The sequence below is a fragment of the Moritella sp. genome (genome assembly GCF_013215705.1).
Lineage (GTDB): Bacteria > Pseudomonadota > Gammaproteobacteria > Enterobacterales > Moritellaceae > Moritella.
Map to the genome: position 1 here is coordinate 45,704 of NZ_JABSQR010000029.1, position 13,730 is coordinate 59,433.

The following is a 13,730-nucleotide window of genomic DNA, read 5'->3' on the forward strand; positions in this document are numbered from 1 at the left end:
ACGTGAAAGGTTAAATATATACACTAATATTGCTTGATAATAATGCCTTCTGTTATACTCCGCGCACATAATTGCGGTCTTTCTGAAGTATAAATTCTCAAAACCTTTTCGCAATTCCCAATTCCCTTAATATTAGTATAAATTATCATGACGCAACAAGACATCAAACTAACACGACTTAATAAATATATCAGTGACACGGGTTATTGCTCTCGCCGTGAGGCAGACCGCTTAATTGAACAAGGTCGCGTAACCATTAATGGTAAAATTCCAGAAATGGGAACGAAAGTGTCAGATGGCGATATGGTTTCTGTAAATGGTAGACCCGTTAAAGAAAAACAAAAACGTATCTACATTGCCTTAAATAAACCTGCAGGCATCACGTGTACAACTGAGCGTCACATTCACGGTAATGTAATTGATTTGATTGACTACAGTACACGCATATTCCCAATTGGTCGTCTTGATAAACCCTCAGAAGGTCTTATCTTTTTAACTAATGACGGTGATATTGTTAATAAAATACTACGTGCCGGTAATGCGCACGAAAAAGAATATATTGTTAAAGTTGATAGCACGGTGACAGATAAATTCTTAACCGGTATGGCGCACGGTGTACCAATTTTAGACACGGTCACTAAACCCTGTAAAGTAACGCGTGAAGGTCGCTTTGAATTCAAAATAATTTTAACGCAAGGTCTAAATCAACAGATCCGACGTATGTGTGAGCATTTTGGTTTCCAAGTGAAATCACTCACGCGTACCCGTATTATGAACATTGATATTAAAGGTTTAGCGACTGGCCAGTGGCGTCTGCTAACAGATAATGAAATGACAGAAATAAACGCGATGGTTGAAGGTTCTAGCAGTACCGAAGAAGCGTCTGATTATGGTCAAGTTAAGCCTAAGGTAAAAGGCCAACATTCAAAACGTGGCGTTAACAGTGCCGCACGTCAGAAGCGTTTTGGCTACGGTGACTATGCAGCAACCCCTGGTCAAATTTTGAATGATGAAGCGAGTTCAGATTCTTGGGATCAAGATGAAACAGTCGTTGATCTAGATAAAGACGATCAACCGACGTCGAATTTTTGGACGCAAAATGAAAAATCGTCTGATGCTGATGTTTCATCTAATGTGTCTCCTGATATGTCTCCTGATATGTCTGCAGATTTAGTTCAGCAAGATAAATCGGCGTCTTATTCCGATGAACAAATTGCATCAAGAGCGCGTTTTAACTCGGCTGAAAAGAAAAAAGAACGAAAAAAACCTGCTACGCGTTTCAGTATTATTGCTGACCGTGAAAAAGCCAAGTTGGCTAATGCCACTAAAGCTAGTCCAGCTGCGCCTCGTGTTAAAGGTACTCTGTCGTTGAAAAAGAAGTAGTCCAATATAATGTCATTTGATTATTACCCTAAGATAGACATTCCGTTTGATGTCCGCTACACGTGTTTATTTTGTGGCGAGCCATCTAATAGTGATGTTAACATCCCATTTTCTGCCGATGATATACATAACGCGCCGCATGATCCTTTATCGGTGCCTGCGTGTACCGAATGTACGTCGGTTGTTAAAACGGCCCGTTGTCAGTCTATTTATCAATACCGCAATGCCGTAAAGGCAGCGTTAACGCGTAAATATCAAAAAGTGTTAAGCATTGGTTCAAATTGGACTGAGCAAGAGTTGCAAGAGTCTGAATTTGAAGGTGCGGCATTTGAAGGTTTTAAACGAAGCGCCTGGATGATGTTTACCATGACAAAAGAAAGGGTTAACTATGCAGGTTGGCCTTTGTGTGTTGACGGTATCCCGCTTGCTGCAGATGATGAGGCTGGTGGCTTTACCTTTGATGGTACCGACTTTGTCAGCGTTGAGCATGCAATCGAACATTACATAAAAACGTTTCATCTCGATGCAATATTATTACCAGAGTTGGTTAAAGCGCTGGGTAAAGATAAGTTTGGTTATGCTGTTCGTGTTAGTCGTCTTTATATCGGTATATCGGGCGCAGAGCGCATGCAGATTATTGCCGATATAGTCGAAGCTCAAACCGAAGCATGATGACATGAATAACGCTAGGTAATTAATGACCTAGCGTTATTCAATTATTTAATTGGACGGTTTATCTAAAAGATAAAATTAAGCATTAACGTATACAACTGCACATCAGTGTCACCATCAGTAGGCGCTGTAATTAACTCACCATTACTGCCACCGTTTGCATCAGTATATTTCCATTCAGCATTTAACGATACCGTTGTTGTTAACTCATAACGTAGTCCCAATAAAAGCGAGTTATTTTGTTGGGCGTGGTGTGATTCGGCATAAGTCACATACGGTGTAAACTTATCAATATTATAACTAATGCTGGAATACCAATTGAAATGCATCTTATCGATTAATACTTCAGTTGTTAACGTCAATTGATCCCAAGAGTTCTCAATACCTAAGGTATAAATATTGATACTGTCAGTAGCATAATGCTGGCTTCCAAGTGGCGTTGTTACATCAACAGCATATTTAAAGTGGGCATAATTAAACATAATTCGATAATCAAAGCCACTAATTTCACTGTGAAAACCTAGCGTTTTTTCGATATCAAAGTCATAGCTAACGACTCCTACATCCACAGTCCCATCACTTTCGATACTGGCATAAGGAGTAAGTGTTAAATAACTATCGTCGTTCAGTTCAATATCCCAAGTGCCAGAAATACCTTCATAAGACGTGATCCCTAAGACTGAGTTATATACTTCTTGTGATGGGCGAGCTGGGGTATAAGCTTGTCCGACATAGTAATACTCTGAACTTAGAAATAAAGGCAAACGTAGTCGACCAATCTTTAAATTAAAATCGGAAATGCTATAACCAATATATGCCCATTCTAACTCGGGTGACGACCAATCATCTTGAGGACGTTTAACAACTTGAATTGATGCATTAAAGCTATCGTTAAAGCGGATATCACCTTGTAAGCCTAACGTGGTATCACAATCGTAACAAGTGTCATCGGTGATCTCCCTGTTTACATATAATGGCGTGGAATTATTCGATTGAGTAATAGATGTCGAACCAAAACCACTCAAAGAAATATCATCAGTTAGGTTTATTCTTGCGTTGGTCGTAAATGTAGTCAGTGATAGTGTTGTTGCGATAAAGCAAATGTTTGATATTTTCATGCTTTATTCCTCCGGATCTAAAACGAATAAAACATTAACATGTTCTGGTAATGACTTGATGGTGGCGTAAGCGATACCATTTGGGTTTGCTTTCAACCAATTGAGTATAGAGGCAATATCATTATTTGATATTGTCACAGGTAGATTCCCCTTTCCTGAAAATGCTAAACTTGCTCGGTAACCATTCATTTGAGATAGCGATTTACCGAGTAATTTTTGGTAAAAATTGGCTTTATCATTGTTATCTTCAGTTAGATCTACAAGATCAATGTTTTCCTTGTTGATACGTTTTACTTTCCCCTTATAAATCATCCTGACTTTACTTTTACTCAGTACTGGAAAGGAATTGTTCAATGAAAATACGGCAAAACTTCGGCCTTCATCTTCATCCGTATCTGCATTAGCGGAGGCAGAAAATGGTGGGGAGAGTGAAATAATGAGTAGTCCGACGCAAAAAATGTGTAAGTTTAATCCTTTAAACATGTTTACCTGCTAATTTCGGTTTTATTACCTATCATTTAAGTTAGTAAGAATGAGAGCAAATAACAAATAAATTTTTACATGGAAGTCAAAAACTTATGCTTAATACGCTATCGATCAAAAAACGGCTGATAATCTTATTATTATGCCCATTATTATTACTCACGTTGTTGATTGGCGATCGAGTCAGTGAGTCTGTGTCTACGTTAGGTCAACTTGATAAGTTGAAATCGAGAATTGAATTATTGGCAGAGTCATTACAGTTTAATTCATTACTACATTCTTTAAGGGTGAGTAAGTTGTCAGCGAGTAATGTCATTAATGAAGAAAATCTTGGTGCATTTACTACTTCAATAAGAAAATTAAAAGTATTAGCTCCTTTAGCCCTACAAGATGATAGCAATGCAATGGATCTATTATTTGATTTAGAAGGGGTAGAGGAAGAGTTTGCCTTTTTGAGTGCTGAGGATATTAATGATTGGTCAAGTTGGATATCAGATTCGACAAGTCAATTACTGCTTATATTAGAAAGAAATCATCTTGAGCTTGATGATCAAGAAATACAAAATAATCTAGAAGTATTATATCAGCTGCAATGGCTTTATTTTTGGGCAAATGAAGAAAATTGGTATATAAATCTAATCGTTAGAGGTATAGAGGGCGATGCAAAAGTATTGTTACCGCCGATTGTAGAAAGACAACAACTTTTTATTGAACGTTTCATCGCGATAAGTGCCGATAATAATCAGATTTCTCTGTTACAGAGTACTTTTTCTGACCAGGCCTTTACCGATAGTTATGCATTACGTAATTTGATCCAGAATGGACATTTCCAAGCCAATGCGAGCGATTATGATATATCTGCGTTAGATAAGCGGTTAGCACTTATTAGCGAGGTTGTTGCTAATGTTGGGGGGCTCTTATCCGTTAAGATTAAAGCTAAAGTTGCTGAAGCAAAAATGCATGTTGTCGTATTTTCTATTTTTATTATTTCACTATTGATGTGTGCAAGTTATTTCGGCTGGATGTTAATACAACGTATTCTTGGTAATTTGAAAGAAATTATAACCACGTTAACCCGTATCGAAGAGAAACATGATTATTCATTAAAAATAAAAATAGACGGCAATGATGAGTTTAGTGCATTCGCAAAAATGTTGAATAATCTTATTGAAGAACGTTACATCAATGAAAAACAAATAATCCAAGCTAAGGAAGCTGCAGAACAAGCAAATGTGGCTAAGAGTTCATTTTTAGCCAATATGTCACATGAGATTAGAACACCGTTAAACGGCGTGATCGGTATGTCTAATATCTTGTCAAATACCAAATTGACACCATCTCAGCAAGACCACCTTGCCATTATTGAAAATTCATCGCAAACATTACTTATATTGATTAATGACATTCTGGATTTTTCTAAGATTGAATCCGGACACCTTGCGATAACGAATCATAGCTGTAATTTACGAGAAGTTATTTATGATACCGTGGCTATTATTACCCCGAGTGCCGCAGCTAAGAATCTCGATTTTAGTGTTAATATTCCCCCCGAACTGCCGAATGAGTTATTACTTGATGAACATAGATTACGTCAGGTATTGATGAATTTATTATCCAATGCCGTTAAGTTTACCGACAGCGGTCAAGTTAGCTTAACACTCGGTAGTAAATTAATTGAAAATTCCAGCGCTGAGTTGTATTTCTCAGTGACAGATACAGGTACTGGGATAGAAGAAGATAAACAACAGAAAATTTTCGAACCTTTTACACAAGAAGACGGTTCTATTACGCGTCAATTCGGCGGTACGGGGTTGGGTTTGGCGATTAGTACTCAGTTAGTTGAACTAATGGGTGGGGAAATTGGCGTTGATTCTGCCAAAGGGCAGGGAAGCAACTTTTATTTCACTATTGAAGCAGAATGTACTGCCGAAGTTCGGGTTCAGAAAATCGTCCCCACAAATACCAAGGTGACAATTATTAGTAATGAAATGGTTTTCAGTGACGTTATATGCGCAGAATTATCTCGTAATAATATAACTGATATAACGACGGTGGCCTATACGCAAGATTTATTTAACAGCCGAGCGATAAATAATCGGGTAGAAGATCAAGATGCTAATCAGTTGCTCATATATTGCCAAAACAGTATTAAATTGACCTTAAAGGATATAGATTTTTTAAGTCAACGGGCCCTAAAATACAGCTTTTTGTTGGTACAATCACATGCCGATGATAAGTACGATTTCGACAGCCGGATTGATGGTGTAGTTACCATGCCATTACTTGGCCATCGATTATTAAAAGTAATGAATTTAGCGCTAGAAAATCAACGTGAGTCACAAACGAGTATTGCAGCTAGTTTGTCCGAAGAGGCGACTTTAGAGCAACATCTGCAGATGGAAAAGGATATAAGCATAACCGATAATTCGCTTATCTTGGTTGTCGAAGATAATTTAATAAATCAAAAAGTCGCGACATTACTGCTCAAACAGTGTGGGTACGATAGTCATGTTGCCAATAACGGTAAAGAAGCTGTCGAGATGGTATCTTCTGGACAGCATAAATATAAAGCAATCTTGATGGATTGTATGATGCCGATAATGGATGGCTTTACAGCAACAGAACAAATTCGAGAATGGGAAAAATTGTGTTCGCTTGGGCCAATACCGATCATAGCCCTTACTGCAAGCGTACTGGATGCGGATATTCAACGCTGTTTTGATGTTGGCATGAATGACTATGTCGCTAAACCTTTCAAGAAAGACGTACTCATCGACAAAATTGAGCGGCTAGCAAGCGCCGCCTAATCAGATACTGGGTGGTGTTTATTTAGAATCAAGGTTATGGGATTGCTGAACAATCAATATTTTGAGTTCGGCAATATCCTGCTTCAATTCAGAAATTTCGTCATGTAATACGTCGGTACTTGGCGCTCGAGGTCTTGTCGACAGGTCTCCACCATCAACAAACCATGACGAAATGAACCCGGTAAAGGTACCGAATAAACCGACACCAGCAGTCATTAATAGCGCTGCAATAATACGTCCGCCTGTTGTCACTGGGTAATAATCGCCATACCCAACCGTTGTTATCGTCACGAATGACCACCAAAGCGCATCGATACCGTTGTTGATGTTACTGCCTACTTGTCCTTGCTCTAATAATAAAATACCGATAGCACCAAAGGTCAGTAGGATAAATGATAATGCTGCTACTAATGAAAAGGTAGCTTTAAAGCGATGCTCAAAGATCATCTTGAACATGACTTTGGATGAGCGGATATTTTGGATAGATCTTAAAACTCGAGCAATTCGAATGATGCGAATAAATTGCAGCTGCTCGACCATTGGTATACTCGACAATAAGTCAATCCAGCCCCATTTCATAAACTGTAGTTTATTATCAGCTTGATAAAGGCGAATGATAAAATCAGTGAAAAAGAATAAACAAATAGTGTTGTCCACACTTGTTAATATTTCGTTCACGCTACTTGAAAAGGTAAAGATTAGTTGCAGTAGAGATGAGACCACAACATGCAGTGATAAGATCAGCATAAAAATCTGGAAGGGGTTTACATCACTATTACTTTCAACGTCAGTTTTGATTTTGGTTTCCACAAGTTAGCGCCTCGGTTCATTGATTTTATTAATATAAACGTAACTAGGCAGCAAAACAAAATTTTTTTATAATAGCTTAGTGAATAGGTGTCGTTACAGTAGGATATATTTATGTTCGTGATTGTTTTTTATGTGCCGCAAGTAAATGTGCAGAGGGTGAAAGAAGCGCTCTTTAAAGCGGGTGCTGGAACTATTGGTGATTATGATAGTTGTGCTTGGCAATGTTTAGGTACTGGTCAGTTTAAGCCCTTACAGGGTAGTCAACCGCATATAGGTAAGCTTGATGAGATTGAATTAGTCGATGAGTTTCGGGTTGAAATGGTGTGTGGTACTGAGAATATAAGGGCTGCAATTACCGCGTTAATTTCTGCTCACCCTTATGAAGAACCTGCTTATCATATCCTGCAAACATTTAATCTTGATGATTTACTTTAGGATATGATTGATCTAACGACATTTCTGAAGTTATGGCATTAGCGTCGAGCGTTTAATTATTAACCACATTGACTAGTTCAGAAATTGTTTTTGCACAAGTAATCGATATTAAACTATCGGCCTCAGCTTTGGTTCCCATTTGAACTGCTGAATTAAGTTTCATTGCGCTTTTTCTAGTGGTTTTTCCTGATAAGTGCAGTTCTTTCACTTGCGTGAGCGCGATGATTTTTTTAGCATTTTTGGGGTTAACGCCTGCGCCGGGCATGATACTAATTCTGCCATCAGCCTGAGCTACTAATTGTTTGATCAACTCACAGCCTTGTTCTGCTTTAGCTTGTTGTCCTGAAGTTAAGATTCGTTCACAGCCCGCGTTTATTAAGATCTCCAAGGCTTGTTTAGGATCATTACACAAATCAAATGCACGATGGAAAGTGACGCCAATATCTCGAGATGCTGACATTAAGCGTTTTAATGCCGCTTCATCAATATCTCCATCTGAGGTTAGTGCACCGATGACAACGCCCTCGATACCAAGTAGCTTCATGAATTTGATGTCGGAAACCATAATATCAATTTCTTGTTCGCTATATACAAAATCTCCCGCGCGAGGACGAATGATGGTGTAAAGAGGGATTGTCGTCAGATCAATCGATTTTTGAACAAAGCCTGCATTGGGAGTTAATCCCCCCAGCGCTAATGCTGAGCACAACTCAATACGGTTAGCACCAGATTGTTGAGCCGTAAGCAGTGACTCTATATTATCGACACATACCTCTATTGTAATCGTCATATGTTTCTCGTTATCAAAAATAATTTAACAAGCATAGGTAGTTGTATATAATATGGAAGCGTAAAAGACGACTTAGGTCGCCTAGATCAATGATTACGAGTAAATATTGCTAGAAAGACAGTTGCTTTTGCTCAATTGCATCTATCGCGTTGTTATCTAAAGTCGTGTAGCAGTTCTGCCCCGGATGTTTTATGAGAATAATTTCTTCGGCAGTGTTAGGTCGGTATGATTCCTTTTTTAACTCTGTTTTTTGTATTTAAAGGTACCTGTCATGTCTTGCTGTGTGCGTAGACGTACAAATATAGGTTGCGCGTAGCTTGGCAGTACAGAAATGACATGCTGATAGAATTTAGACGCTGAAAATGCTTCAATTGGGCAATTTAAAGTAAGCGCGACCATTCCTGCTCGACCATCATGATGAGGAAGTTCAACCCCATAGGCTACGCTCTGTTCGATCTGATTAAAATCATTGATTTGGCCTTCGACTTGCGTCGTCGCGACATTTTCACCCTTCCATCGGAATGTATCACCTAATCTATCGACAAAGGCGATATGGCGGAAACCTTGGTAATTGACCAGATCACCAGTGTTAAAATAGCAGTCGCCATCTTTTAGTACCGATTTAAATAATTTTTTATTACTTTCTTTTTCATTGGTATAGCCATCAAATGGTGAACGCTTCGTTATCTTCGTTAATAATAAACCGACGTCACCCGTTTTGACTTTGATCATTTTCCCTGCGCTATTATAAACGGGTTGGTCATTGTCAATATCATATTGCACCACGGTAAAAGCAAGTGGTGTAACCCCCGCGGTATGAGGTAAATTTAAGGCATTTGAGAATACTAGGTTGCATTCACTTGCCCCGTAGAATTCGTTGATATGCTCGATGCCAAAGCGCTGCTGGAATTCATCCCAAATCTCAGGGCGTAAACCATTACCAATGATTTTTTTAACGCCATGTTGTTTATCGTTATCTTGGGCGGGCACATTTAATAGATAGCGACAAAGCTCGCCGATATAGGTAAATGCAGTGGCTTTATGAGCCCGTATTTCATTCCAAAATCGACTTGAACTGAATTTTTCAGACAGAGCAAGTGTTGCCGCATTCCCCAATACTGCGCTTAATGAAACCGTAATCGCGTTGTTATGGTACAAGGGTAAGGATAGGTACAATACGTCGTCAGCGGTTAGGCGTAACGATGCCATGCCCATACCTGCCATCGATTTAAACCAGCGATGGTGACTCATTTTTGCTGCTTTTGGCAGCCCTGTTGTACCTGATGTGAAAATATAAAATGCAGAATCTTTAAGTTGAATCTTAGCCGTTGAGTCAGGGTTTAATACTGAATAATTGGCCACCTGCTTAGATATATCTCTAAACTCAACCGTGGTCTCTGATGCTGCTAATGCTGGAATATAAAATAGATTCTGTTGTAACGTCGAAGGTAAATTAGCTTTAATGTTATTGATGACCGGTATATATATTTCATCTGCGATAAGTAATTTCGTTTCGACAACGGCAAGACTATGCTCGAGGATCGCGTTGCGTTGAGAGGTATTAATCATACAAGCAATTGCACCAAGCTTTACAACGGCGAGCGCAATGATAATCGTTTCAGGGCGATTATCGAGCATTACTGCTACTTTGTCATTCTTGCTAATGCCGTATTCATGCAGAAAATGCGCATATTGATTTGCTTGTTTATTAAGTTCTTCATAGCTAAAACGTTGATCTTTGAACTGTATTGCGACTAAATCAGAGTTGTTAACCGCTTGTTTCTCTAGTAACAAACCAATAGACATGAATCGTTCTGGCTTTGCTTGCTGCAAGTGCCACAGACCTTTAATTATTGGCTTTGGCGTCTTTAATATATTGATTGTACTTTTGAATAATTGTTTGCCGGTTATAACAGTCATAAGCTAGTTCGTTTTATTAAGTCGAGGATAAATGACACCAGACAGATGGGTCACGCGATTATTTGCATTTATTAAACTAAATGTATTGTTCTGCGGTGATAATGCGACGTTTAAACAAACCTGAGAGGGTAAAAAAATAGCACTTTTAAATTGAACATCAATACTAATATGTTGAATATCAATAAACGTTTCTAACTGTGCAAGCACTCGAGCCTTCGCTAACATGCCATGTATAATTGTTGACTTAAATCCTGAAATTCGGTATCTGCAACATTGAATATAGCGTTGTAAATTATTGCTATTGATGGATTGACCACTCACGCTATATTGCTGGGTAAAAGGACCTGTTGACAAGGTGTTTGTCGCCGTTTTTATGATCGAATTGAGCACTGCTTTAGCGTATAACAGCGGGATAAAAGGTTGTTTGTTTAAGTGTATGATCTGGTTAGTGCTCATCAATAAATAAACCCTTAAACAAATGTAATGGTTATGTTAATGAATTGAGGTGGAAGTTAAATTGGCGAATGAATAATCGGTTTATGGCAGTTCGGTCAAATACTTCGGCTAAACTGGTTACTCAAACGTTTGATAGTGTTAAAGTGATTGTTCTGAATGAAGATTTAATGCTAAGAAGTGGAATAATTATGCAAGATGCGGGTGTGTTGTTACGCATTGCTTATGAGGCAATGAAAGAGTTAGATATCGATGTAGTCGAAGTACTCTCTCGTTGTAACATTAGTGAAGATGTGTTGAATGATAAAGATTTGCGTACCCCTAATCATGCGCAAGCACATTTCTGGCAAGTCCTCGAAGATGTAACAAAAGATCCGAATATAGGTATTTCACTTAGTAAGCGCATGCCAGTGTTTACAGGTCAGGTGCTACAGTATCTTTTTCTGAGCAGCCCAACATTCGGTACCGGCTGGGAGCGCGCAACAAAATACTTTAGGCTGATTAGCGATGCGGCAAGTGTTTCAATTAAAATTGAAGGCGATGTGGCGAGGTTGTCTGTTAATTTAGATGGGGTGACTGAAGATGCTAATCGTCATTTGAATGATTGTTTGATTATTGGTATGTTTAAATTTTGCCAGCACGTAACTGATGGCGAATTCCAAGCCAATAAAATAGCCTTTGCTCATTCAAGCCCTGAGGACTTAACTGCATATACTAGCGTATTCCCGTGTCCACTTGAGTTTTCTGCTGCTGACAATTATATTTATTTCGAGGCTGATTTACTTGATCGCCCTTCATCACATGCAGAACCTGAACTGTTTGCACTACATGAGCAGTTAGCAAGTCGCAAAATTGCCAAGTTAGAACTGCAAGATATTGTGGATAAGGTTCGCCGTGTGATCGCGCAACAGCTTGAATCCGGTGTTGTAACGTTAGAAAGTGTCGCCACTGAGCTTGATATGAAACCACGCATGTTAAGAGCTAAGTTAGCTGATATTGAATATAACTTTAACCAAATATTAGCTGATTTTCGTTGTGAGTTATCAAAAAAACTGTTGGCGAATACGGATGAATCAATCGATCAGATTGTATATCTAACGGGTTTCTCAGAGCCAAGTACTTTTTATCGTGCATTTAAGCGTTGGGTACAAATGACGCCGATTGAATATCGCCGTAGTAAGCGGGTTAACGATTAATTATTCAAGAAGTGTTTAATTTAGAAGTAGTTAATCTAGACGTCTTTAATCTACAAGTAATAGCTGCTTTTCATCAACCTCGCAGCTATTACTCAATTTACGCCTCTCTAAGCACCAATTAACGATTGACCACAAATTCGAATGGTATTACCTGTGATCCCGGCTGCTTGCGGTTGGGCAAAAAAGGCAATAGCTTCAGCGACATCAATTGGTTTACCGCCTTGCTTTAATGAATTCATCCGACGGCCTGCTTCACGTACGGTAAACGGAATTGCAGCGGTCATTTTAGTTTCAATAAAACCGGGCGCAACCGCATTAATGGTGATGTGTTTTTCAGCAAGTGGTTTTTGCATTGCGTTGACATAGCCAATGACTGCGGCCTTAGACGTCGCATAATTAGTCTGACCAAAGTTACCGGCAATCCCACTCATCGACGACACACAAATAATACGACCATATTCATTCAACATATTATCGTTTAATAACCGTTCATTGATTCTTTCCATTGCCGACAAATTAATATCCATGAGTACGTCCCAGTGATTATTGGTCATACGGGCTAGGGTCTTGTCTTTTGTTACTCCGGCATTATGAACAATGATATCAAGCGGATGTTCACGTACAAATTCGGCAATAATAGCGGGTGCATCCGCAGAGGTAATATCTGCAACAATGCTGCTGCCTTTTAAGCGAGTCGCTATTTTCTCAAGGTCTTGTTTCAATGCTGGAATATCTAAACAAATGACATGTGCACCATCACGACTAAGTGTTTCTGCAATCGCAGCGCCAATACCACGTGAGGCACCAGTAACAAGCGCTATTTTGCCTTGCAAGGGTTTAGAATAGTGGACTGCGCCCTGAATCGCACCTGGTTTTACATTAATGACTTGTGCTGATATATACGCGGATTTTGCCGAGGCTAAGAAGCGGAGTGGGGCCGATAACAATGCATCACTACCAGGTTGAACATAGATAAGTTGGCAGGTGCTGCCATTTTTGCCTATCTCCTTGGCTAAGCTACGACAAAATCCCTCTAAAGCACGTTGAGCAGTAGCGTAGCTCACCTCTCCAAGGTATTCACTCGGACGGCCTAAAACGATAACTCTACTGCAGGGTGCTAGTTGTTTAATTACAGGTTGAAAAAAACGGTGTAACGCACTCAATTGGTTACTCGTCTTAATACCTGAGGCATCAAATATAATACCGTTGAATTTATCTGATTTAGCGACAGTATTCAGACTGATTGGCGTCGCGCTTAGGGATGCGGCATTAAACTGATCATTAAGGTTAGCTAACTGCTGTGTGCTATTAGGATAAGAAATAGCGAGTTTAGCATCCCTAAATGTTTCAATGATGGGTTTAACTAATTCACTGTTGCTTGCCGCGCCAATGAGTAAGTGACCTGAGATGAGATCTGAGCCTTGGGAATAACGTGTTAACGTAACAGGCTGTGGAAGATTAAGTGCTTTGAATAAACCTGATGTCCACTTTCCATTAGCGAGTTTTGCATAAGTATCTGTCATTTTCTAATCCTTGTTATAGTGAACAACATCAATAAAGATACTGAGCATGTGTTAAAAATCACTGCATTACTATGACCTATATGCCAAAGCTGCATTATAATTTGACCAGTTTAACGTCTAATAAATTGTTATAGTATACC

At 39.1% G+C, this 13,730-nt stretch carries 12 protein-coding genes; 5 read left to right on the forward strand and 7 right to left on the reverse strand.

Features of this window, described 5'->3' with window-relative positions:
* Positions 1–147: 147 nt before the first annotated feature.
* Positions 148–1,383 (forward strand): 23S rRNA pseudouridine(2604) synthase RluF, encoded by a 1,236-nt coding sequence (gene rluF, locus HRT96_RS17470; RefSeq protein ID WP_293159275.1) that lies wholly within the window; start codon positions 148–150, stop codon positions 1,381–1,383.
* 9 nt (positions 1,384–1,392) lie between these two features.
* Positions 1,393–2,055, forward strand: coding sequence for a hypothetical protein (locus tag HRT96_RS17475; RefSeq protein ID WP_293159277.1), 663 nt, complete (start codon positions 1,393–1,395; stop codon positions 2,053–2,055).
* Between the two features lie 65 nt (positions 2,056–2,120).
* Here HRT96_RS17475 and HRT96_RS17480 read toward each other — a convergent pair whose 3' ends face one another.
* Both HRT96_RS17480 and HRT96_RS17485 read right to left on the reverse strand, forming a co-directional pair.
* The gene (locus tag HRT96_RS17480; protein WP_293159279.1) at positions 2,121–3,173 is read right to left on the reverse strand and encodes a hypothetical protein; all 1,053 of its coding nucleotides are present in this window, start codon (positions 3,171–3,173) and stop codon (positions 2,121–2,123) included.
* Between the two features lie 3 nt (positions 3,174–3,176).
* Positions 3,177–3,656: a hypothetical protein gene (locus HRT96_RS17485; RefSeq protein WP_293159281.1), complete on the reverse strand. Its 480-nt coding sequence runs from the start codon at positions 3,654–3,656 to the stop codon at positions 3,177–3,179.
* 95 nt (positions 3,657–3,751) lie between these two features.
* Here HRT96_RS17485 and HRT96_RS17490 point away from each other — a divergent pair, with 95 nt between their 5' ends.
* Complete coding sequence (locus tag HRT96_RS17490; protein WP_293159283.1) at positions 3,752–6,463, forward strand: ATP-binding protein; 2,712 nt, start codon at positions 3,752–3,754, stop codon at positions 6,461–6,463.
* Positions 6,464–6,481: 18 nt separating this feature from the next.
* Here the strand turns inward: HRT96_RS17490 and HRT96_RS17495 are convergent, their stop codons facing one another.
* Positions 6,482–7,273 carry an ion transporter gene (locus HRT96_RS17495; protein WP_293159285.1) on the reverse strand — a complete coding sequence of 264 codons (792 nt, stop codon included), beginning with the start codon at positions 7,271–7,273 and terminating at the stop codon, positions 6,482–6,484.
* A gap of 111 nt (positions 7,274–7,384) precedes the next feature.
* Here HRT96_RS17495 and HRT96_RS17500 point away from each other — a divergent pair, with 111 nt between their 5' ends.
* A complete protein-coding gene (locus HRT96_RS17500) occupies positions 7,385–7,708 on the forward strand; it encodes an NGG1p interacting factor NIF3 (protein ID WP_293159287.1) in 324 nt (107 codons plus the stop codon).
* 52 nt (positions 7,709–7,760) lie between these two features.
* Here the strand turns inward: HRT96_RS17500 and HRT96_RS17505 are convergent, their stop codons facing one another.
* The 3 genes from HRT96_RS17505 to HRT96_RS17515 all read right to left on the reverse strand — a co-directional run bounded on the left by HRT96_RS17505 (position 7,761) and on the right by HRT96_RS17515 (position 10,874).
* Positions 7,761–8,498 (reverse strand): copper homeostasis protein CutC, encoded by a 738-nt coding sequence (locus HRT96_RS17505; RefSeq protein WP_293159289.1) that lies wholly within the window; start codon positions 8,496–8,498, stop codon positions 7,761–7,763.
* Between the two features lie 237 nt (positions 8,499–8,735).
* Positions 8,736–10,418 carry a long-chain-acyl-CoA synthetase gene (locus HRT96_RS17510; RefSeq protein ID WP_293159291.1) on the reverse strand — a complete coding sequence of 561 codons (1,683 nt, stop codon included), beginning with the start codon at positions 10,416–10,418 and terminating at the stop codon, positions 8,736–8,738.
* Positions 10,419–10,421: 3 nt separating this feature from the next.
* On the reverse strand, positions 10,422–10,874 hold the full coding sequence (locus HRT96_RS17515) for a hypothetical protein (protein ID WP_293159314.1): 453 nt from the start codon (positions 10,872–10,874) through the stop codon (positions 10,422–10,424).
* 83 nt (positions 10,875–10,957) lie between these two features.
* Here HRT96_RS17515 and HRT96_RS17520 point away from each other — a divergent pair, with 83 nt between their 5' ends.
* Entirely contained in the window at positions 10,958–12,067 is a 1,110-nt protein-coding gene (locus HRT96_RS17520) for an AraC family transcriptional regulator (RefSeq protein WP_293159293.1), read from the forward strand.
* A 107-nt stretch (positions 12,068–12,174) separates the two neighbouring features.
* Here HRT96_RS17520 and HRT96_RS17525 read toward each other — a convergent pair whose 3' ends face one another.
* Entirely contained in the window at positions 12,175–13,590 is a 1,416-nt protein-coding gene (locus HRT96_RS17525; RefSeq protein WP_293159295.1) for a 3-oxoacyl-ACP reductase, read from the reverse strand.
* Positions 13,591–13,730 lie beyond the last annotated feature (140 nt).

Bases quoted from the DNA above. Each gene is read 5' to 3' on its own strand.
- rluF (WP_293159275.1), top strand. From the start codon at position 148: ATGACGCAACAAGACATCAAACTAACACGACTTAATAAATATATCAGT.
- HRT96_RS17475 (WP_293159277.1), top strand. From the start codon at position 1,393: ATGTCATTTGATTATTACCCTAAGATAGACATTCCGTTTGATGTCCGC.
- HRT96_RS17480 (WP_293159279.1), bottom strand. From the start codon at position 3,173: ATGAAAATATCAAACATTTGCTTTATCGCAACAACACTATCACTGACT.
- HRT96_RS17485 (WP_293159281.1), bottom strand. From the start codon at position 3,656: ATGTTTAAAGGATTAAACTTACACATTTTTTGCGTCGGACTACTCATT.
- HRT96_RS17490 (WP_293159283.1), top strand. From the start codon at position 3,752: ATGCTTAATACGCTATCGATCAAAAAACGGCTGATAATCTTATTATTA.
- HRT96_RS17500 (WP_293159287.1), top strand. From the start codon at position 7,385: ATGTTCGTGATTGTTTTTTATGTGCCGCAAGTAAATGTGCAGAGGGTG.
- HRT96_RS17505 (WP_293159289.1), bottom strand. From the start codon at position 8,498: ATGACGATTACAATAGAGGTATGTGTCGATAATATAGAGTCACTGCTT.
- HRT96_RS17510 (WP_293159291.1), bottom strand. From the start codon at position 10,418: ATGACTGTTATAACCGGCAAACAATTATTCAAAAGTACAATCAATATA.
- HRT96_RS17515 (WP_293159314.1), bottom strand. From the start codon at position 10,874: ATGAGCACTAACCAGATCATACACTTAAACAAACAACCTTTTATCCCG.
- HRT96_RS17520 (WP_293159293.1), top strand. From the start codon at position 10,958: ATGGCAGTTCGGTCAAATACTTCGGCTAAACTGGTTACTCAAACGTTT.
- HRT96_RS17525 (WP_293159295.1), bottom strand. From the start codon at position 13,590: ATGACAGATACTTATGCAAAACTCGCTAATGGAAAGTGGACATCAGGT.